This window comes from Luteimonas sp. 3794, from assembly GCF_031456825.1.
In the GTDB taxonomy this organism is placed as follows: Bacteria; Pseudomonadota; Gammaproteobacteria; order Xanthomonadales; family Xanthomonadaceae; genus Luteimonas.
This window is the reverse complement of sequence record NZ_JAVDVJ010000004.1, coordinates 87,081-106,310: the sequence shown is the minus strand read 5'-3', so window position 1 is coordinate 106,310 and position 19,230 is coordinate 87,081. Positions and strand designations below refer to the sequence as shown.

17 protein-coding genes are annotated in these 19,230 nt (G+C 66.4%); 11 read left to right on the top strand and 6 right to left on the bottom strand.

The features are described from left to right. Window positions 1-15: 15 nt before the first annotated feature. The 5 genes from J2X52_RS08370 to J2X52_RS08350 form a co-directional block, all read right to left on the bottom strand. Window positions 16-1,428 (bottom strand): TonB-dependent receptor, encoded by a 1,413-nt coding sequence (locus J2X52_RS08370; RefSeq protein ID WP_310151471.1) that lies wholly within the window; start codon window positions 1,426-1,428, stop codon window positions 16-18. Window positions 1,429-1,790: 362 nt separating this feature from the next. Next, window positions 1,791-2,786 carry a tRNA dihydrouridine synthase DusB gene (gene dusB, locus J2X52_RS08365; RefSeq protein WP_310151469.1) on the bottom strand — a complete coding sequence of 332 codons (996 nt, stop codon included), beginning with the start codon at window positions 2,784-2,786 and terminating at the stop codon, window positions 1,791-1,793. 53 nt (window positions 2,787-2,839) lie between these two features. Then, entirely contained in the window at window positions 2,840-3,796 is a 957-nt protein-coding gene (locus tag J2X52_RS08360) for a ribokinase (protein ID WP_310151466.1), read from the bottom strand. A gap of 48 nt (window positions 3,797-3,844) precedes the next feature. Then, the gene (locus J2X52_RS08355) at window positions 3,845-5,140 is read right to left on the bottom strand and encodes a nucleoside transporter C-terminal domain-containing protein (protein ID WP_310151463.1); all 1,296 of its coding nucleotides are present in this window, start codon (window positions 5,138-5,140) and stop codon (window positions 3,845-3,847) included. Window positions 5,141-5,232: 92 nt separating this feature from the next. Next, on the bottom strand, window positions 5,233-6,366 hold the full coding sequence (locus J2X52_RS08350) for a GGDEF domain-containing protein (protein WP_310151460.1): 1,134 nt from the start codon (window positions 6,364-6,366) through the stop codon (window positions 5,233-5,235). A gap of 98 nt (window positions 6,367-6,464) precedes the next feature. On the opposite strand from J2X52_RS08350, the gene J2X52_RS08345 reads away from it, so the two are divergent. The 10 genes from J2X52_RS08345 to J2X52_RS08300 all read left to right on the top strand — a co-directional run bounded on the left by J2X52_RS08345 (window position 6,465) and on the right by J2X52_RS08300 (window position 16,625). Beyond that, entirely contained in the window at window positions 6,465-7,436 is a 972-nt protein-coding gene (locus J2X52_RS08345) for an aldo/keto reductase (RefSeq protein WP_310151457.1), read from the top strand. A gap of 353 nt (window positions 7,437-7,789) precedes the next feature. Next, a complete protein-coding gene (locus J2X52_RS08340; protein WP_310151455.1) occupies window positions 7,790-7,996 on the top strand; it encodes a hemin uptake protein HemP in 207 nt (68 codons plus the stop codon). A 140-nt stretch (window positions 7,997-8,136) separates the two neighbouring features. Further along, complete coding sequence (locus J2X52_RS08335) at window positions 8,137-10,386, top strand: TonB-dependent hemoglobin/transferrin/lactoferrin family receptor (RefSeq protein ID WP_310151452.1); 2,250 nt, start codon at window positions 8,137-8,139, stop codon at window positions 10,384-10,386. A gap of 2 nt (window positions 10,387-10,388) precedes the next feature. After that, complete coding sequence (locus J2X52_RS08330) at window positions 10,389-10,988, top strand: Hemin transport protein (protein ID WP_310151449.1); 600 nt, start codon at window positions 10,389-10,391, stop codon at window positions 10,986-10,988. A 28-nt stretch (window positions 10,989-11,016) separates the two neighbouring features. Next, window positions 11,017-11,967: a DUF6607 family protein gene (locus J2X52_RS08325; protein WP_310151446.1), complete on the top strand. Its 951-nt coding sequence runs from the start codon at window positions 11,017-11,019 to the stop codon at window positions 11,965-11,967. A gap of 127 nt (window positions 11,968-12,094) precedes the next feature. Further along, the gene (locus tag J2X52_RS08320; protein ID WP_310151444.1) at window positions 12,095-13,066 is read left to right on the top strand and encodes an SPFH domain-containing protein; all 972 of its coding nucleotides are present in this window, start codon (window positions 12,095-12,097) and stop codon (window positions 13,064-13,066) included. 10 nt (window positions 13,067-13,076) lie between these two features. After that, window positions 13,077-13,508, top strand: coding sequence for an NfeD family protein (locus J2X52_RS08315; protein ID WP_310151859.1), 432 nt, complete (start codon window positions 13,077-13,079; stop codon window positions 13,506-13,508). 178 nt (window positions 13,509-13,686) lie between these two features. Beyond that, window positions 13,687-14,784 (top strand): glycine cleavage system aminomethyltransferase GcvT, encoded by a 1,098-nt coding sequence (gene gcvT / locus J2X52_RS08310; RefSeq protein WP_310151441.1) that lies wholly within the window; start codon window positions 13,687-13,689, stop codon window positions 14,782-14,784. 70 nt (window positions 14,785-14,854) lie between these two features. Then, window positions 14,855-15,250, top strand: coding sequence for a glycine cleavage system protein GcvH (gcvH, locus tag J2X52_RS08305; RefSeq protein WP_310151439.1), 396 nt, complete (start codon window positions 14,855-14,857; stop codon window positions 15,248-15,250). An 847-nt stretch (window positions 15,251-16,097) separates the two neighbouring features. Continuing rightward, on the top strand, window positions 16,098-16,625 hold the full coding sequence (locus J2X52_RS08300; RefSeq protein WP_310151436.1) for a hypothetical protein: 528 nt from the start codon (window positions 16,098-16,100) through the stop codon (window positions 16,623-16,625). Window positions 16,626-16,968: 343 nt separating this feature from the next. Here the strand turns inward: J2X52_RS08300 and J2X52_RS08295 are convergent, their stop codons facing one another. Then, entirely contained in the window at window positions 16,969-18,393 is a 1,425-nt protein-coding gene (locus J2X52_RS08295) for a serine hydrolase domain-containing protein (RefSeq protein ID WP_310151434.1), read from the bottom strand. A gap of 82 nt (window positions 18,394-18,475) precedes the next feature. On the opposite strand from J2X52_RS08295, the gene J2X52_RS08290 reads away from it, so the two are divergent. Then, window positions 18,476-19,081 carry a LemA family protein gene (locus tag J2X52_RS08290; RefSeq protein WP_310151431.1) on the top strand — a complete coding sequence of 202 codons (606 nt, stop codon included), beginning with the start codon at window positions 18,476-18,478 and terminating at the stop codon, window positions 19,079-19,081. The last annotated feature ends 149 nt before the right edge of the window (window positions 19,082-19,230 follow it).

The window sequence follows — 19,230 nt, the reverse complement described above, 5'->3', positions numbered from 1 at the left end:
TCGATCTATATTGACTCAGAGATCCCAGCGAATGCTGAAGCGCGCATAGCGGGGCAGCGTGTAGCTGACGACCCGACCTGCCTGGTTGTACGGCACGCCGGGGCCGCCGTTCTCGCCGTACTCGATTCGGTTCTGCTCGGTCTGTGAATTGAAGACGTTGAAGATATCCACGCCGAACTCCAACCGGGATCCAGCAAACTCAGGACGATACGCGACGCCGACGTCCAGATTCTTGCTCCAGGGCAGGCGGCCGGCGCTACCGCGCGGAGTGGGCTGATTGTTGCAGTAGAAGTAGTAGGGTCCGCCGTACGCGTAGAGCGCGTTGAACTCTTCGTTCTCGGGCGTGTCGGGGTAGTAGCCCATGCAGTTCTTCGGGCGACCCGACGCAAGGCTTGCGGTAGCGGAGACGCGCCATTCGTCGGTGATCTGGTACGCGCCGAACGCCTTGATGTAATGCCGGCGGTCGTTCGGCAAGTAGCCGTTGGCATTCTCCATCAATTCGGGATGGTCCCAGTCCTGTGTCTGCGACACATCGGTCTGTCCGATGTCGGATTTGACCTGTCCCTCCGCGTTACCGTAGTTCTTGGACAGCGTGTAATCGATCCGACCGAACCAGGTGCCATCGAACGGCCGCTCGATGAACATGTCCAGACCCTGGTAGTTGCGCTTCAACTCCGGGAATCCGAGCTGTTCCTTGCTGAGTGCCACTTCGACGAGCGTGCCGGTGCCGTCATCCAACTGGAAGGTATTCGCTTCGCCGGGATTGAACAGCCGGCAATTGGCGAGCGCGTTGCCCAGATTGTCCGCGACCTCTTCCGAGTAGCCATTGTCGATGGCCCAATTGTAGGCGGGGCGGTAATCGCACATGTCATCGATCGCGCTCTGCAGGCGTCGATACACATAGCGTGCGCCGTAGGTGAACGTGTCGCCGATGGTGTTCTCGAATCCGACTACGATCTCATCCTGGTAATGTGACTCCAGCCCCTTTGCTGCAACGGAGGCGGGGTCAGGCGCCTGTCCATACTCGCGGTTCGTGGAGTACGGGCCGTCGCCCAGCGGTGTGATCCCAGTAGGCTCGCCACTGACCGGGTCGATTCCCGTGAACGCGAAGTACTCGTTCGTATAAAGCGATCCAGCGGCGCCACGCAATGCAACGTTGTTGGGCATCGCCAGGTGATATCGACCGGCGTTCGCGAACAGTTTGAATGAAGAATCACCCAGAACATCCCAACTCAGACCGAGGCGCGGTGCCCACTGGTCCTTCTGCTCGACGTAGAGCACGTTGTCGGCGTTGTAGTTCTCGAAGTTTTCGTTGCGCAGACCGAGCGACAACAGCACGTTGTCCGTGACCTGCCAGCGGTCTTCGAGGTAGTAGCCCCATTGTTTGACGCTGAAAGTGCCGCCGTTGGCGTACTTCAACTGGGACACGTAGTCGCCGCTGCCGCCCGGACAGACCGCTCCGCCGCCGCCGGGGATGGCTGTGCCGCCGCTACCGGTTCCGCAGGAATCGTAGACCCAGCGATAGCCGGGGCCGGATATTCATACAACTACCATCGGATTCATCAGTCCGCAATATTTTCATAGCGATTTATTTACATCACGCTGCAATTTCTCATGTTTAGACTTTTGACTTTGCCGTTTTTGGCATTTTGTTCGTAACGCGCACTTGTCACGTGGATGGCAACAGTCGAGTCACGACGACCGCGGGATACCGGGGACCGGGTGCATCGTTTGGGCGTGGAAGACAGGCACGGCGTGTCGCCTGATCAGGTGGGGGCAGAACGCCGGACTCAGGCCGCCATCATCGGCTTTGAATTCCCGGCGACCAGCGCGTCGAAATAATCGCGGGTCAACGCGAGTTGCGCGTCAGCGGTCTCGGCGCGATTGACCACGCTGCGGAAGGCGGCGTTCTCGGGGCGCTCCTTGGCGTACCAGCCCAGATGCTTGCGCGCGATGCGCACGCCGGATGTCTCACCGTAGAACGCGTGCAGGGCTTCGAGATGCCCGAGCAGAATGTCGCGGATTTCGGCCAGCGTTGGCGACGGCAGATGCGTGCCTGTGGCGAGGAAGTGCGCGATCTCGCGGAATATCCACGGTCGGCCCTGCGCGGCGCGGCCGACCATCACCGCGTCGACGCCGGTATGTCGCAGCACCGCCAGCGCCTTCTGTGGCGAATCGATGTCGCCGTTGGCGAGCACCGGGATCGTCAGCGCCGCCTTGATCGCGGCGATCGTGTCGTACTCGGCGGTGCCGGTGTAGTGCTGGTCGCGGGTACGGCCGTGCACTGCGAGTGCGGCGATGCCGGCGTCTTCTGCAATGCGCGCGATGGTCGGCGCGTTGCGGTGCTCGGCGCACCAGCCGGTGCGGATCTTCAGCGTCACCGGCACGTCGACCGCGCGCACCACGGCGTCGAGAATGCGCGCGACCAGCGCTTCGTCCTGCATCAGCGCCGAACCGGCCCAGGCATTGCAGACCTTCTTCGCCGGGCAGCCCATGTTGATGTCGATGATCTGCGCGCCGTGGTCGACGTTGTAGCGCGCGGCGTCGGCCAGCATCGCCGGCTCGGTGCCAGCGATCTGCACGCCGACCGGCGCGGGTTCGCCGTCGTGGTCCATGCGCCGCAGCGACTTCTCGGTCTGCCAGAAGCGCGGATCGCTGATCGTCATTTCCGACATCGCCAGACCCGCGCCCAGCCGTTTGCATAGTTGCCGGAACGGCTTGTCGGTGACCCCGGCCATCGGCGCGAGGACCACGTTCGGTTCGATGCGGTAGGGGCCGATCTGCATGGCGCCATTGTCGCCGATCGGCGGGACGCGGCCGTGGGGCCGTATCGGCGTGTTCAGCCGGCGGCGGTGAGCCGCGGCATCGCCAGGGCCGCGCCGACATGTTCGGTCGACAGGCCTGCGTAGCGGTTGGCGAAACGCACATGCTCGGCGAACGGGTGTGCGTGCACGTGGGCAGCTGCGTAGGCCGCGGCGAGGGCGCCGTTGAACGCATCGCCGGCGCCGGTCGTGTCCACCGGCGCCACCTTGTCTGCGGCGACGCGATAGAACGGCGCGTCGTCACCGCGCAGCTGGTCCTCGCGATGGGAGACGAACGCGCCGGCGGCGCCGAGGGTGATCACCACGGTGCCGCGCGGCAGCAGGGTGCGGCACAGGCGGTGCAACTGCGCATCGGACGTGGTGGCGATCGTCTCGCTTTCGATGCGATGGCTGGTGTGGCGTTCCAGCAAGGCAGCGAACTCGGTTTCATTCGGGGTGAGGATGTCGGCCGCTGCCAGCAGTTCGCGCAGGCACTGCGCGTTCGCCGGCGCCGGGTTGAGCATCGTGGTGGTGCCGGACGCGCGCGCCAGGCGCATCGCTTCGAGCACGCTGTCGAGCGGCGACTCGAGCTGCGACAACAGTATCCGCGCCCCGGTGAGCGCTTCCGCCTGTCGGCCCAGCCACGCGACGCTGAGGTCGGCGTTGGCGCCGGCGCCGATGACGATGGTGTTGTGACCGGCCTCGTCGACGTAGATGCCAGCGGTGCCGGTGGGCTGGCTGCTGTCATGCACGCGCAGATCGATGCCGTCGGCTTCCGCGAGCGCGCGCGCCTGGCGACCGCCGTCGTCGTCGCCCAGCGCGCAAAGAAAGCCGGTCTCGGCACCGGCGCGCGCGGCCGCGACCGCCTGGTTGAAACCCTTGCCGCCCGGACCGGTGTGGTAACGCCCGCTCAGCGTTTCGCCCAGGCGCGGCAGGGTGGCGCAGTTCCAGACATGGTCGACATTGAACGACCCCACGACAACGACATGGCTCACTTCACATCCCCTGGTGCATCGGTTCGAGGCGCTGGCACCGCGGCTGGATCACCATGCCGCCGACAGCACGCCGGCGATCGTCGCCGTCATCATCGTCGCGATGGATCCGCCCAGCACGGCGCGCAGGCCCAGGCGCGCGAGGTCGGCGCGGCGCTCGGGCGCGATACCGCCGATGCCGCCGATCTGGATCGCGATGGAACTGAAGTTGGCGAAGCCGCACAGCGCATAGGTCGCGATCAGCGCGCCCTGCGGCCCGAGCGTCACGCCCGCCACGTTGCCCTGCAGGATTTCACCGAGCTGCATGTAGGCGACGAATTCGTTGAGCACGACCTTGGTCCCGATCAGGCCGCCGACCGTGGCGGCATCTTCCCAGGGCACGCCGATCAGCCAGGCCAGCGGCGACAGCGTCCAGCCCAGCAGCGCCGAGAGATCGGTCGGGCGGCCGAGCAGCGTCTGCAGACCGGTCACCTCGCCCATCCACACCAGCGGTGCATTGAGCAGGGCGATCAGGGCGATGAAGGCCAGCAGCATCGCGCCGACGTTCAGGGCGAGCTTCAGGCCATCGGCCGCGCCTGCGGCGGCCGCGTCGATGACGTTGGCCGTGGTCTTCTCGACATGCACCCGCACTGCGCCGAGGGTCTGCGGCACGGCTGTTTCGGGCACCAGAATCTTGGCGATCACCAGCGTCGCCGGCGCGGCCATGACGCTGGCGGTGATCAAGTGCTTGGCGTAGACCGCCTGCTGCACCGGGTCGTTACCGCCCAACAGCAACACGTAGGCGCCGAGCACGCCGCCCGCGATCGTCGCCATGCCGCCGACCATCAGCGTCAATAGTTCAGACGTCGTCATGCCGGCGATGTAGGGACGCACCACCAGCGGTGCCTCGGTCTGGCCGATGAAGGCGTTCGCGCACACCGACAGCGTTTCCGCGCCGGAGACGCGCATGGCCTTGGTGATCACCCAGGCCATGCTCTGGACAATCTTCTGCATCACGCCCAGGTGATAGAGCACGCTCATGAAGCTGGCGAAGAAGATGATCGTCGGCAGCACCTGGAACGCGAACACGAAGCCAAACTTCCCGGCATCGCTGAAGTCGCCGAAGATGAAACGCGCGCCTTCGGTGGTGAAGCCGAGCAGTCGGACGAAGCCGCCTGACATCGTGTCAAACACACTCGCGCCCCAAGGCGTCAGCAGGACCACACACGCGATCACGACCTGCAGCAGCAGGCCCATGCCGACAAGGCGCCAGTCAACCAGGCGACGGTTGTTGGAGAACAGCCACGTGATGCCGAGCAGCACGGCAAGACCAAACAGGCCGAATCCGGCCCGCAGCAGGAAATCCATGGTCGCGTGGCCCCCGGGCCCTTCGTCGAGTCGCGCAGCCTAGTGCAGCGGGCCGGCCCCGGCAACCACAGCGCCGGTGAACACGCCGTCGTTCAGGCATCCCGCGCTTCCACGCGGTTGCGTCCGGCGCGCTTTGCCTGCTGCAGGCGCCGGTCGGCCACACCGAGCAGCGCCGACACGTCGCTGCCGTCGGCAGGGGACGCGGCGAGGCCGGCGCTGAAGCGCAGGGGCAGCGGACGGCCGTCGCGGTCGACCACCAGTGATTCGTTGGCCATGTCGCGTCGCAGCCGGTCCAGCCGTTCCCAGGCGCTGCCCACTGGGCAGCGCAGCAGCAACACGAACTCCTGGCCGCCGATCCGCGACAGCGATTCGTCGTCCTCGAGCATCGTCTGCAGACGCAGCGCGACGGCACGGATCGCGCGATCGCCGGCGCGCGGGCCGGCATCGGCATTGATCCGGCGGAAGCCGTCGAGGTCGAGCAGGCCCAGCGTCAGCGAACGTCCTTCGCGACGCGAGTCGGCGAGTTGCCGCGGGGCGTGCTGCAGCAGCCAGGCGCGGTTGGGCAGGCCGGTGAGCCCATCACGGCCGGACAGGTCCACCAGGCGCTGCATGCGATAGATGATGGCGCAGGCGATCACCGTCATCATCGCCAGCAGCAACAGGCGTTCGACCTGTCCGGTGACCGAGGCCACGCCGTAACCCAGCGATGCCGGATTCGCTTCACCGGTGCCGGTCATCAGCGCGATCACCAGCGCGGCATATTGCGCGATCGCCAGTCCACCGACATACAGCGCCAGTCGACCGTCGTTGCGCAGCGCGGTGAGCGCGATCGCCAGCATGTAGAAGTTCCACACCATCACACTGTTGAGCGCGGCGGCCGGCTCGCGGGTCGCCACCAGGACCAGCACCAGGGTGGTCATGCTGACGTCATAGCTGCCGGTGGCGTAGGGCAGCCAGGCATGCCGGCGCTGGCGACGGGCGAGTGCCAGCCACACCTGCGCCATGAGGTTGCCGAAGACCGCCAGCGCGAGCCCGACGACCACGGTGCGTGTGCCGTGGCCACCGCCCGCGGCGATCAGCGGCAGCAGCAGGATCAGCAGGGAGAGCAGCGCGCGGACGCGCGCGACCATCAATTCGCCGCCCGCACCGAGTTCGAGCATCACCTCGTCGGTGCGTCCGAGCAGCGTGGCAACAACGCCCTGCCGGGTGCGATGGGGTGCGCGCATCGAGACGGTCCCTGTGGCACAGCTGCGGCAGCATAGCGCGGGCGGTCGCCTGCGCGCGGCGGGCATACTTCTGCATTCCGACCGTTCCTGGAGTTGCCATGCAGTACCGCCGTCTCGGTTCGTCCGGCCTGCAGCTGTCCGCGTTGTCGTTCGGCGCCTGGGTCACGTTCGGCAGCCAGATCGGCCGCGGCGAAGCGCGCGATCTGGTCGCGGCCGCGTGGGACCACGGCGTCAACTTCTTCGACAACGCCGAAGGCTATGCGAACGGCGCGGCCGAACAGGTCATGGGTGACGTCATTGCCGATCTGCGCCTGCCGCGCGACGGCTACTGCGTGTCGAGCAAGGTGTTCTTCGGCGCCGCCGCCGATCCGCGGCCCACCCAGCGCGGCCTGTCGCGCAAGCACGTGCGTGATGCCTGCGACGCGGCGTTGAAGCGGCTGCGCGTCGAGCATCTCGATCTGTACTTCTGCCACCGGCCCGATCCGGACACTCCGGTCGCCGAAACCGTGTGGGCGATGGACGCGCTGATCCGCCAGGGCAAGGTGCTGTACTGGGGCACGTCGGAGTGGCCGGCGGCGCTGATCCGCGAAGCCACGCACATCGCGCGCACGCACCATCTGCACGGGCCGACGATGGAGCAGCCCGAATACAACCTGCTGCGACGCGAACGCGTGGAGCTGGAGTACGCACCGCTGTATGCCGAGCTCGGCCTCGGCACGACGGTCTGGTCGCCGTTGGCGTCCGGCCTGCTGACCGGCAAGTACGCCGACGGCGTGCCGCCCGGTAGCCGTCTGGCGCAACCGCAACTCGAATGGCTGCAGGGCAGTGTGCTCGGCGACGCAAACGCGGACCGCGTGGCGCGGGCAGGGCGCTTCACTGCGCTCGCCGCCGAACTCGGCGTTGCCCCGGCGCCGCTGGCGATCGCGTGGTGCCTGACCAATCCGCACGTCTCCACCGTGCTGCTGGGCGCGAGCCGGGTGTCGCAACTGCTCGAAAACCTGCAGGCGCTGGAATTGCTCCAGCGTTTCGACGAGAGCGTCTGGCGGCGGGTGGAGGCGGTGACGGCGTGAGGCCCCTCTGAAGCGTTCGCGGATTAGCGTGAGGATCGGGAGCCGCGGCCGTCTCGTGCGCGCGGAATTGGCTTAAGTCCTCCCCCGCGTGCGGGGGAGGGTTGGGTGGGGGGCAACCCGTCGGCCCACAGTGATGTCCAGTCATTGCATTGCTCTCTGAGCATCCCGCGTTAGGTCTGGGACCATTGTTCGACGTTGGCCTTTCTAGTCCGACCTGTCGCCTCCAGCCTCCCCCCGCAGCCTGGGGGAGAGCCGAACTTGGCGACGGTGGCGACTGCGGAGCAAATGACATCCACTCTTGACTGGCGAATGAGAATCACTATCATCGGAATTCCCTTCCGGAGGATCCCGACATGCGCGTGTCCCAGTTCCAGGATGTATCCGCTCCCCGCGACGCCCACGACGCCGGCAACGTCCATCCCTTGACCCGCGTCCCCGAGGTCATCGAGCTCGACAGCGTGCAGTTGCTCCGCGGCCAGCGTGAACTGCGCATCCGCCATGGCAACGAGATCTATCGCTTGCGCCACACCCGCAACGACAAGCTGATCCTCACCAAGTAAGCCGTCGTGCGCGTCGCCGCAGGGTCCCGACCTTGCGGGCGGCGCGGTCCGTACTGCCCTCCCTCTCTCTCCAGAGGCTGCCCGCCCGCGCGACCCGTTCGCGCCCGCCAGCTCGCCGATCTCCATTTTCGCGAGCGCCCATGCGTCCCAGTCTGCTGTCCGTTTCCCTGGCCCTGTGCCTGTCGTCCACCGCCGTCCTCGCCGCGCCCGAGGGCGAGGCCCGTGACTTCGATCAGATCGTCGTCACCGCCACCCGCACCGAGCGCGCCATCAGCGACGTGCCCAATACCGTCGACGTGATCGACCGCGCGCGCATGGACACGTTGCTGGTGCGCGACATCGCCGATCTGTTCCGCTTTGAACCCGGCATTACCGTCGGCAGCAGCTTCGGTCGCTTCGGCCTCAACGACATCCGCATCCGCGGCCTCGGCGGCAACCGCGTGCGCATCCAGACCGACGGCATCGCGGTGCCGGATGCGTTCGCGATCGGCAGCTTCTCCAGTGCAAACCGCAACTTCGTCGATCTGGAAACGCTCAAGCGCGTCGAGGTGGTGCGCGGTCCCACGAGCTCGCTGTACGGCTCCGACGCGCTCGGAGGCGTGGTCTCGTTCGTCACCAAGGACCCGTCGGACTATCTGGGTGCGGGTGACACCGCGCACTTCGGCACCAAGATCGGCTTCGACAGCGCGAACGAGGGCCTGTTCGCCGGCGCCACCGCCGCCTTCGGTGGCGAGCGCTGGTCGGGCCTGGTCGCGGTGAGCCATCGCCAGGGCAAGGAGACCGAGAACAGCGGCGAGGCCGGCGGCGAGGGCGATGCGCGCACGCAGGCCAACCCGCAGTCGTCCAGCGGCCGCAGCGTGCTCGGCAAGCTGGTGTTCGCGCCCTCAGAGGCGCAGCGCTTCAAGCTGACGGTCGAAGGCAACGAGGATGATGTCGAGACCGACCTGCTGAGCGCGTACGGCTTCCAGAGCCTGACGGGTGCGACCAACACCCAGGTGCTCGGCGACGATCACCAGTCGCGCGCGCGCATCACGTTCAGCCATGAGATCGATGGTCTGTCGTCGGCACTGGCCGACAGCGTCGACTGGCAGGTTTATCGCCAGGACAGCCGCACCCGTCAGGACAGCGTCGAGATGCGCATTGTGCCGTCGGGTGCCGCGACGATCCGCGACCGGCGCGAACGCGAGTTTTATTTCGACCAGCGCAGCTATGGCGTGCAGGCGAATGCGCGTAAGACATTCGAGACCGGCAGCGTCGCACACACGCTCGCCTATGGCCTGGATGTCGAGCGCACCGAGACGAAGCAGAAGCGCGACGGCCGCCGCATCTTTCTCGATAGCGGCGTCGTCACTAACGTGATGTTGCCCGATGTGTTCCCGGTCCGCGATTTCCCGATCAGTGACACCACCAAGGCGTCGGTGTACGTGCAGGACGAGATCACGTTCGCCGACGGCGCGTTCCGGCTCGTCCCTGCCGTGCGCGTGGATCACTACAGGCTCGAGCCCGAAGTCGACAACATCTTCCGCGAGGACAACCCCACCACGCAGCTCGCCGACCTCAGCGAAACCAGCGTGTCGCCCAAGCTCGGGTTCGTCTGGACGTTCGCCGATGCGTGGTCGCTGTACGGCGGCTACGCGCGTGGCTTCCGCGCGCCGCCGTACAACGACGTCAACATCGGCTTCACCAATTTCCAGTTCGGCTACACGGCGATTCCGAACCCCGACCTGAAGTCGGAAACCAGTGACGGGCTGGAACTGGGCCTGCGCTATTCGGGCGCTGCCGCCTACGCCAGCCTCAGCGCGTATTACACGGAGTACGACGACTTCATCGAGTCGACGCGGCAGGTGGGGTTTGACCCGGTCCAGCGGCTGGTGATCTTCCAGTCCCAGAACATTGACGACGCGCGCATCCGCGGCGTCGAGTTCAAGGGGGGCGTGTACTTCGACGCACTTGCGCCGGCGCTCGCAGGCTGGTCGTTGCGCGGCGCCGCGGCACTGTCGCGCGGTGAGGACCGGACGACCGGCGAAGATCTGTCGAGCGTGGATCCGCTGACGGCGACGCTGGGTCTCGCCTTCGAGCAGGACAGTTGGGGCGCCGAACTCGCGGGGCGTTTCGTCGGTCGCCGTGACCGCCTGCCCACGCCGCCGCCTGCGCAGAGCGGTGCGCCAGGCACGCCTTACTTCGAGAGCCCCGGCCATGCGCTGCTCGATCTATATGCCCACTGGACGTTCGCACCGGGCACTCGCCTCAACGCAGGCGTGTTCAACCTCGCCGACCGCAAGGTCTGGCAGGCGGGACTCGTGCCTTTGGCCGCGGAGACGAGCGCCACGCTCGACCGCTACACCGCGCCGGGCCGCAACGTGGCGGTCAGCCTGTCGGTCGACTTCTGACCATGGCGACCGCCCTGTCGCCGTCCACTGCGTGCGTCGTCCCCACGCCGTCGCAGCTGGCGGCGCTGGGCACGGTGTTGTGTCTGCACCGGCCGGGCGCTGCGCGCGAGCTCGGCGGCTGGTCGTCCGCGCGTCGCGCCGAAGCGCATGCCGGGCTCGACCTCGACGGCATGCACGAAAGCCTGCGTTTCTTCGATGCCGACGAGGCCTGCTGCTGGCAACTGCATCTGCTGCCCGACAGCGACTTCCTCGCCTGGGAACGCCTGGCCGGTCATCTGCCGCGTTGCAGTGAAATTGCACCCGGCGGTATCGGCGACCGTCTGTGGCGCAGCCTCGCACAGCGCATTCGCGGCGAGCTGTGGGAGGCCAGCGTGCTGCGTTTCCAGTCCGTGCCGGGAGCGCCGGAGGCGGGTGGCCCGATGCTCGTCGCCAGTCCCGGCACGCTGTCGCCGTTGGGCATCGCCTGTGCGCGTCGCATCGTGCGCGGCCACGGCATCGCCCCGTCGTCTTCGCTCGACGATTGCGGTTGCCCGCGCGCGGCCGCAGCCGCGGGCAGGCCCGCGCCGTCCGAGGCCCACCGCCACCCGATCCATCTCTCCTGACGATTCCCGACCAAGAGGCTCCACCGACATGACACCGCAAGCGACCGCGCTGGCATTCGCCGCCCTGCTGGCTGCCACCGCCGCATCGGCTGCCCCCGCCACGCCCGCCCCCACGCCGCCCGAGGCCGACCGCAGCGCCATCCTCGGCATGCAGGGCGAATACACCGTGCGTTTCCTGTTCGACGAAACCGTCGTCCTCGCGCCCGGCTACACCCGCAAGGACCCCAAGCGCAGCGGCGGCGATGAAGTCGTCATCGTCGTCGAGGACACGCCGACGAAGATCGTCCTGCAGCACCTGTTGCTCGACGTCAAAAGTGGCCATGTGATCAAGCACTGGCGGCAGGACTGGATGTTCGAGGCGCCGACGCGTTGGGAGTTCACCTCCGACCAGACCTGGCGCCAGCGCGACGTGCCTGCCGACCTGGTGCAGGGCGGCTGGACCCAGTGCGTGTTCGAAGTCAGCGACGCGCCGCGCTACTGCGGCAGCGGCCACTGGGTGCATGCCGACGGCACGTCGACGTGGACATCCGATGCCGGCTGGCGCCCCTTGCCGCGACGCGAATACACCACGCGCGAGGATTACAACGCACTCGCCGCGGTCAACCGCCACACCATCGTGCCCGGCGGCTGGACCCACGAGCAGGACAATCGCAAGGATGTCCGCGACGCCGCCGGCATTGTCACGTCGAGCATCGTCCGCGAGTCTGGCTTCAATGACTACGTCAAAACCGACGCGATCGATTTCACTCCGGCCTACGACTACTGGAAGGCGACGCAGGACTACTGGGCGCGCGTACGCGCGCGCTGGGACGCGCGACTCACCGCGCCTGCCGGCGTGCGCCTGAAGACCAAAGTCGACGGCATGGCGCTGATCGTCCCGTTCTTCGAACAGGCGCAGACCGTGCAGGACGGCGGCAGCGTCAGCGACGCGCAGATCGACGCGGTGTTCACGCAGTGGGTAGAGACGCCGCGCGACTGAGCGTAGCGATGGCGTGCTGCAGAAGGCGGGCAATGCCCGCCTTCCGCATGTCTGCCCGGGGCCGTGACGGGCCTGCGCCTATACTCGGAATACGCGGCATCGGCCGCCCGCAAAGAGGGAGCGACCCATGGGAACCGGACTGTTTCTCGCCGTGGTGCTGGCATTCGCTGGCGTCATCGTGCTGTTCAAGACTGTGCGCATGGTGCCGCAGGGATTCGAGTGGACGGTCGAACGCTTCGGCAAATACACCCACTCGATGACCCCGGGCCTGCATTTCCTGGTGCCGATCGTCTACGGCGTCGGCCGCAAGATCAACATGATGGAGCAGGTGCTCGACGTGCCCAGCCAGGACGTCATCACCCGCGACAACGCGGTCGTGCGCGTCGACGGCGTGGTGTTCTTCCAGGTGCTCGACGCGGCCAAGGCCGCCTATGAAGTGTCGAACCTCGAGATCGCGACGATCGCCCTGGTGCAGACCAATATCCGCACCGTAATCGGCTCGATGGATCTCGACGAGTCGCTGAGCAACCGCGAGACCATCAACGCCCAGCTGCTCAACGTCGTCGACCAGGCCACCAACCCCTGGGGCATCAAGGTCACCCGCATCGAGATCCGTGACATCCAGCCGCCGCGCGACCTGATCGATTCGATGGCCCGGCAGATGAAGGCCGAGCGTGAGCGCCGCGCGGTGATCCTCGAGGCCGAGGGCCACCGCAGTTCCGCGATCCTGCGCGCCGAAGGCGAGAAGCAGGCCGCGATCCTCGAGGCCGAAGGCGAGAAGGAAGCCGCGTTCCGCGAAGCGGAAGCGCGTGAGCGCCTGGCCGAGGCGGAAGCCAAGGCGACCGAGATGGTGTCCAATGCGATCGCCCAGGGCGATGTGCAGGCGATCAACTACTTCGTCGCGCAGAAGTATGTCGAGGCGTTCAAGGAACTGGCGACCGCGCCGAACCAGAAGTTCGTGCTGATGCCGATGGAAACCAGCGGCCTGATCGGGTCGATCGCCGGCATCGGCGAACTCGCCAAGGAAGCGCTGAGCAACCAGAAGGCAGCGCCCGCACGCGTGGTGCCACCGCCGCCGCCTTCGCGCGCAGGCCTCTGACATGGAGTGGCTGCGCTGGGACGTCGTGAGCTGGGGCGCGGTCGCGCTGTTGCTGATGGCGGCCGAGACCCTGGTGCCGGGCGCGTTCCTGCTGTGGATGGGATTCGCCGCCGCGGCGGTGTTCCTGGTCACGCTGTTCGTGCCAGGCCTGACGGTGCTGGTCCAGGTCGCGCTGTTCGTCGTGCTGAGCTTCGTATCGGTGCTGGTCTACCGCACCTGGTTCCGCGGCCGCGAGCGCCAGAGCGACCATCCCACGCTCAACCGCCGCGCGTCGCAGCACATCGGTCGCGTGCTGCCGCTCGAGCAGGCCATCGTCGCCGGCCGTGGTCGGGTGCGGATCGGCGATGCGTTCTGGGTGGTCGAAGGTCCGGACCTGCCGACGGGCGCATCGGTGCGCATCGTCGGCACCGACGGCGTGAACCTGCACGTCGAGACGGCCTGAGAGGCCGCGCGTCCTTTCCCGGCTACGGGGGAAGGGGCTTGTCGGGGGCGCACCAGGGGCACGGGGCATGCCATGACGCGCTGCGCGATCAGTCGGCAACACGATCCAGCGAAAGCGTCCCCTCGGTCGAGATGACCAACCTGCGATAATCCCGGTTTTCCGCTTGCGAGCCGGCCAGATGACGCAGAAGACGATCCTCAACGATGCCCACCGTGCGCTCGGCGCACGCATGGTCGATTTCGGCGGCTGGGACATGCCGCTCAACTACGGCTCGCAGATCGAGGAGCACCACCACGTTCGCCGCGACGCCGGCATGTTCGACGTCAGCCACATGACCGTGGTCGACCTGCGCGGCGCGGGTACGCGCGATTTCCTGCGCCGGCTTGTCGCCAATTCGGTCGACAAGTTGAAGGCGCCGGGCAAGGCGCTTTACACCTGCATGCTCACGCTGGACGGCGGCATCGTCGACGACCTGATTGTCTACTTCATGGCCGACGACTGGTTCCGTCTCGTGGTCAACGCGGCCACGCGCGAGAAGGACCTGGCGTGGATCGCCGCGCAGGCCGCCGATTTCGATGTCGCCGTGACCGAGCGGCCCGAGCTGGCGATGATCGCCGTGCAGGGGCCGCAGGCACGCGACAAGGTCGCCGCGTTGCTCGGCGACGTGGCGGGCAAGACCGTCGCCAAGCTCGGTCGCTTCGCCGCCGCCGCGCTTATCGGCACCGCGTTCGGCGACCTGTTCGTCGCCCGCACCGGTTACACCGGCGAGGACGGCTTCGAGATCGTGGTCGGCGAGTCGCACGCGGTCGCGCTGTGGACGTCGTTGCACGAAGCGGGTGTCGCACCGGCTGGCCTCGGCGCGCGCGACACGCTGCGCCTCGAGGCCGGCCTCGCGCTTTACGGCCAGGACATGGACGAGACCGTGTCGCCGTTCGAAGCCGCGCTCGGCTGGACCGTCGCCCTCGACGAGGGCCGCGCGTTCAACGGCCGCGCGCTGCTCGAGTCGCAGGCGGGCGGCGCACCGCGGCAGATGATCGGCCTGGTGATGGACGACAAGGGCGTGCTGCGTCACGGCCAGACGGTGGCGACGGCGAACGGTGCCGGCGAGATCCTCTCGGGTACGTTCTCGCCGACGATCGGCAAGGCGATCGCCTTCGCACGCGTGCCGGCCGGCGAACCCGGCGAGGTGACCGTCGACATCCGTGGCAGGCAGGTGCCGGTGCGCGTGGTCAAGTTTCCGTTCGTCAAGAACGGCCAGCCGGCCGACGGCGTCTGATGCGCGCGGCTGCACATCGTCGTTACACTAGCGCCACCTTCCCGATCGCACGTTTTCCCCGGAGCCGACCATGAGCGAAATCCCTGGCGACCTGAAATTCCTGAAGTCCCACGAGTGGGTCCGTATCGAAGGTGACGGCAAGGTCACCATCGGTATTTCCGACCACGCCCAGGGCCTGCTTGGCGACCTGGTCTATGTCGAACTGCCTGCCGTCGGCGACGACATCCAGGCCGGCACCGGCGTCGCCGTGGTCGAGTCGGTCAAGGCCGCGTCCGATGTCTACGCCCCGGTGTCGGGCACGATCACCGCAGTCAACGAAGCGCTGGCCGACAAACCGGAAACGATCAACGAGGACGCGTATGGCGAAGGCTGGTTGTTCGTCGTCGAGATGAGCGAGCCGGAACAGCTCAATGAACTGCTCGCGCCCGACGACTACGCCGAACAGCTCGAGGGCGAAGAAGACTGACGTCTTCGCGCCAACCGTCTTGCACATCGACCGGTGCGTTCCGAAAGGAACGCGCCGGTTTTCGTTTCCGCCGTTCCGATTCTTCGACGTGACGGCGGCGTCGCGCGAGCGCGCCACGGTATGACCCGCCGTGTACTTCGAAGCGCGGCGCACGCATCGTTCGACGCGTTCGAAGGCCGCGCATTTTTCGCGCAAACCGATCCCGCAACCGCGCAAATGCGTCGTACGCGACGCGGCGGGATTTACGTTGCGGTGGGGTGGGTGATCTTTTTTTCACCATGTCGAAAATGCGCTTGCGCGCATCGCCGAAACACACGCTCCGGAAGTGCCTCGATGTGTTGGTGCCTTTTTTTATGATGTTTTGCGAATGCGGTTCGCGCGCGCTGTTGGCAGGCGCCGGCGCTATCGCCTTACGCGCTGGGCGTCATGGCGACGCTTTGCGCGGCACGCATGCGGACGCGGCTTGAAAAAAAATGCGGCGACCTGTTGACAGTGGAAAAAACCGTGATTAGGTTTCGCCGCAACACACGTCCGCAACGAAACGAGTGAGTCGAACCACGACACCAGCGCGCAGCACAACTCGAACCTCTGCCTTGAACATCACACGGTGGATGCGGGCGTCGTCTCCGCTGCGAAATCTCCCCACCCTTTTTCAGACCTCCGCGACAGTATTGGCGCGTGCAGGTTTTCGCTTTGCCGGGGCGACGTCGTGCAGTCGACGACCCACCCTTCGAATCCGGTCCGATGCGCGGTGCGCGTCGGCGGTTGTGCGCGGGTCCAACTCCCGCGTGCCGTTTGAGAACTGGGCCGCTGTACCTGCAAGTCCACTGACGAGGAGAGCCATTCCATGGCCACGAAGAAAGCTGTAAAGAAAGCGCCTGCCAAGAAGGCGGCCAAAAAGACCGCGAAGAAATCCACCGCCAAGAAGGTGGTGAGCAAGGTCAAGAAGGCTGTGAAGAAGGTCGCGAAGAAGGTCGCCAAGGTCGCCAAGAAGAAGCCGGCGGCGAAGAAGACCACTAAGAAGGTCGCGAAGAAGTCCGCAGCCAAGAAGGCGACCAAGAAGACTGCCAAGAAGGCTGCGAAGAAGACCACCAAGAAGGTCGCGAAGAAGTCCGTAGCCAAGAAGGCGACCAAGAAGACCGCCAAGAAGTCGACTGCCAAGAAGACTGCGAAGAAGGCGACCAAGAAGTCTGCAACCAAGAAGACTGCCAAGAAGTCGACTGCCAAGAAGGCCACGAAGAAGGCCGCTCCGAAGAAGGCTGCGAGCAAGAAGTCTGCAACCAAGAAGGCCGCGACCAAGAAGCGTGCCCCGGCCAAGCGCGCCAAGAAGTCCGCGCCGGTCGTGATCCCGCAGATGCCGACCCCGCTGATCTGACGTAGCCACACTTCGTCATCGAAAGCGCTTCCTCCGCGTGCCCAGGCGGAGGAGGCGTTTTTTTTGCCTGTCGCAGGGGCCAGAGTGTGCAGTCCGAGGCGAACAAGTGTCCGGTGGTTTACCGGGGGGCCGCGTCGACGGATCGCCGCATGACGCAGGTGGACAGAGTGAAGCGACACCCATCGCCCCGTTCCGAGCGACGTACATTGCAGGCATCCGGGGTCCAGCGAACCGGGAGGGCTCACACGGTCCCGGATGTACTGCGGACACGCGAAAGCGCAGACGTAGAAACGAACAAGGCCGCCCAAAGGCGGCCCCGTCATTTCTGGAATTCCGACAGCGTTTACTCCGGCGTCGCCGCCGCGCGCTGGGTGGTGCTGCCGGCCGACTGCGTCGACGGCGGGGCATGCGGACGCTGGGCGTGCAGGGTTTCGAGGTTCGGATCCACATCCAGCCAGCGCTGCGGCGGCAGGCCGATCGCACGGTCGAGGATCGTCGGCAGCAGGCCCGAGGGCAGGCTGCTCTCGCTGTTCCACAACACGACCATGCCGAAATCGCGGTCGGGAATCATCGCCATCAGGCCGCGATAGCCCTGCACGGCGCCGCCGTGGAAGACCACGCGCTGACCAGCGTAGTCGTAGACGCGCCAACCCAGGCCGTAACCAGCAGCGTCGAGACGGTCGCGCCGCCATGACGAATTGCGCATCTCAGGCGGCGTACCGACGATGGGTGCCTGCAGCGTCGCCAGCAGCGGCGCGGGCAGCACGTCGGGGCGATGTCCGGTCTGCGCGACCAGCCACTGCGCCATGTCGCTGATGCTGGCATTGACGCCCGCCGCTGGCGCAAGCCTGTAGTAGGTCGGCTTAGGCATCAGCGATGTCCAGCCGCCACCGGCGCGCACATGCGGCTTGGCCCAGCGCGTGCTCGCCTGGATGCCCTCAAGCCCGTAGCTGGCATCGTTCATGCCGAGCGGTTTGAAGATGCGGCGCGAGACGGCTTCACTGAAGAACTGCCCGGACGTTGCGAACACGACATCGCCGACCAGACTGAAAGCGACGTTCTGGTAGGCGTAGCAGTTGCCCGGCTGACAGCTCATCGGCGCGGCGGCGAGGCGCTGCACGAGGTCGTGGTAGTCGGCGTTGCGTTCGATGTCGCGATCGTAGGTGTTGCGGCCCAGGCCGACGCGATGGCTCAACACGTCGGCGACGGTGAGTTGCTGCGCGGCCAGCGGATCGGAGAACCGCAGCGACGGCAGGTAGTCGACGATGTGACTGTCCCAGCGCAGCGCGCCTTCGGACACGAGCATGCCGGTCACGGTGCCGGCGAACGACTTCGACAGCGAGGCCAGCCGAAACACGGTGTGTGCGTCGACCGGTTCGGCCGCCTTGACGTCGGTGATGCCGTAGCCACGAGCGCTGAGGACCTGACCCTTGTGCACGATCGCCATCGCGAGACCCGGCACGCGCTGGTTGGCGACAAGATCCTGCGCCATCGCTTCGAGCAGGGTCACATCGAATGTGGGCGCCAGCGGCTTGCCCTGGCCGGGAACTCGCGGTTGCGGCTTGACCGCATCCTCCCGGCTGACGATGGCGGACCGTTGGGTCTGCTCGTCGAGCGGCACGATGGCGGTGATTTCATCCTCGCCTTCGCTGTCGATGACGTCGGTGGATGTCGGGGCCTGCGCGGCAGAACCCAGCGCGGCAGGCAGCAGCAGACCGATGAGACCCAGCCGGACGAGCGGCCGGTGGGATGGATATCGCCTTTTCATCGGGCCTGCCCCCTGCGTATGCTCTGGTGCTGCGGCGATGATAGCGCCTGTGTAATGGATTGCATGAACAAGGGGAAGTTTGATGGGTAGTGCATTGATCCTGCTGGTATTGCTCGTAGCGCTGGCCGCGGGTCTGGCGCTTTGGGGCGTCGGTATCTACAACGGGCTGATCACCGCCCGCAACGCTTACAAGAATGCGTTCGCCCAGATCGACGTCCAGTTGCAGCGTCGTTTCGACCTGATTCCGAACCTGGTCGAGACGGTCAAGGGCTACATGAGCCACGAGCGCGAGACGCTCGAAGCCGTCACCCAGGCGCGCAATCTGGCGCAGGCGGGCCTGTCAGCGGCGAAGGCCGACCCCGGCGATCCCGCGGCGATGGCGCAGCTCGCGCAGTCGCAGGGCATGCTCAACAGTGCGCTCGGCCGTCTGCTCGCGGTGTCGGAGGCCTATCCGGACCTCAAGGCCAGCCAGAACATGATGCAGCTCACCGAAGAGCTGACCAGCACCGAGAACAAGGTCGCGTTCGCACGTCAGGCCTACAACGACTCGGTGATGGCCTACAACAACAAACGCGAGGTGTTTCCCTCGAGCGTCCTCGCCGGCATGTTCAATTTCAAGGAAGCGGCCTTGCTCGATATTCCGGCCGATCGCGCGGAAGTGCGCGAAGTGCCGAAGGTGTCGTTCTAAAGCCGTGATTGGTGATTCGGGATCGGTGATTCGAAAGCGCAGAGGCAGGTGGGCGCCACCGGCACGTCGGGTGGCGCGTGGCGGGCACGTGTTCTGCCGGCCTTCGCTTCTTTCAGTCACGGCTTTCAACGGACGAATGTCCGGTCATC

Coding starts and splice junctions, on each gene's coding strand:
- J2X52_RS08335 (WP_310151452.1), top strand. CDS start 8,137: ATGCGTCCCAGTCTGCTGTCCGTTTCCCTGGCCCTGTGCCTGTCGTCC.
- J2X52_RS08325 (WP_310151446.1), top strand. CDS start 11,017: ATGACACCGCAAGCGACCGCGCTGGCATTCGCCGCCCTGCTGGCTGCC.
- J2X52_RS08340 (WP_310151455.1), top strand. CDS start 7,790: ATGCGCGTGTCCCAGTTCCAGGATGTATCCGCTCCCCGCGACGCCCAC.
- J2X52_RS08290 (WP_310151431.1), top strand. CDS start 18,476: ATGGGTAGTGCATTGATCCTGCTGGTATTGCTCGTAGCGCTGGCCGCG.
- gcvT (WP_310151441.1), top strand. CDS start 13,687: ATGACGCAGAAGACGATCCTCAACGATGCCCACCGTGCGCTCGGCGCA.
- J2X52_RS08350 (WP_310151460.1), bottom strand. CDS start 6,366: ATGCGCGCACCCCATCGCACCCGGCAGGGCGTTGTTGCCACGCTGCTC.
- dusB (WP_310151469.1), bottom strand. CDS start 2,786: ATGCAGATCGGCCCCTACCGCATCGAACCGAACGTGGTCCTCGCGCCG.
- J2X52_RS08300 (WP_310151436.1), top strand. CDS start 16,098: ATGGCCACGAAGAAAGCTGTAAAGAAAGCGCCTGCCAAGAAGGCGGCC.
- J2X52_RS08295 (WP_310151434.1), bottom strand. CDS start 18,393: ATGAAAAGGCGATATCCATCCCACCGGCCGCTCGTCCGGCTGGGTCTC.
- J2X52_RS08345 (WP_310151457.1), top strand. CDS start 6,465: ATGCAGTACCGCCGTCTCGGTTCGTCCGGCCTGCAGCTGTCCGCGTTG.
- gcvH (WP_310151439.1), top strand. CDS start 14,855: ATGAGCGAAATCCCTGGCGACCTGAAATTCCTGAAGTCCCACGAGTGG.
- J2X52_RS08320 (WP_310151444.1), top strand. CDS start 12,095: ATGGGAACCGGACTGTTTCTCGCCGTGGTGCTGGCATTCGCTGGCGTC.
- J2X52_RS08355 (WP_310151463.1), bottom strand. CDS start 5,140: ATGGATTTCCTGCTGCGGGCCGGATTCGGCCTGTTTGGTCTTGCCGTG.
- J2X52_RS08330 (WP_310151449.1), top strand. CDS start 10,389: ATGGCGACCGCCCTGTCGCCGTCCACTGCGTGCGTCGTCCCCACGCCG.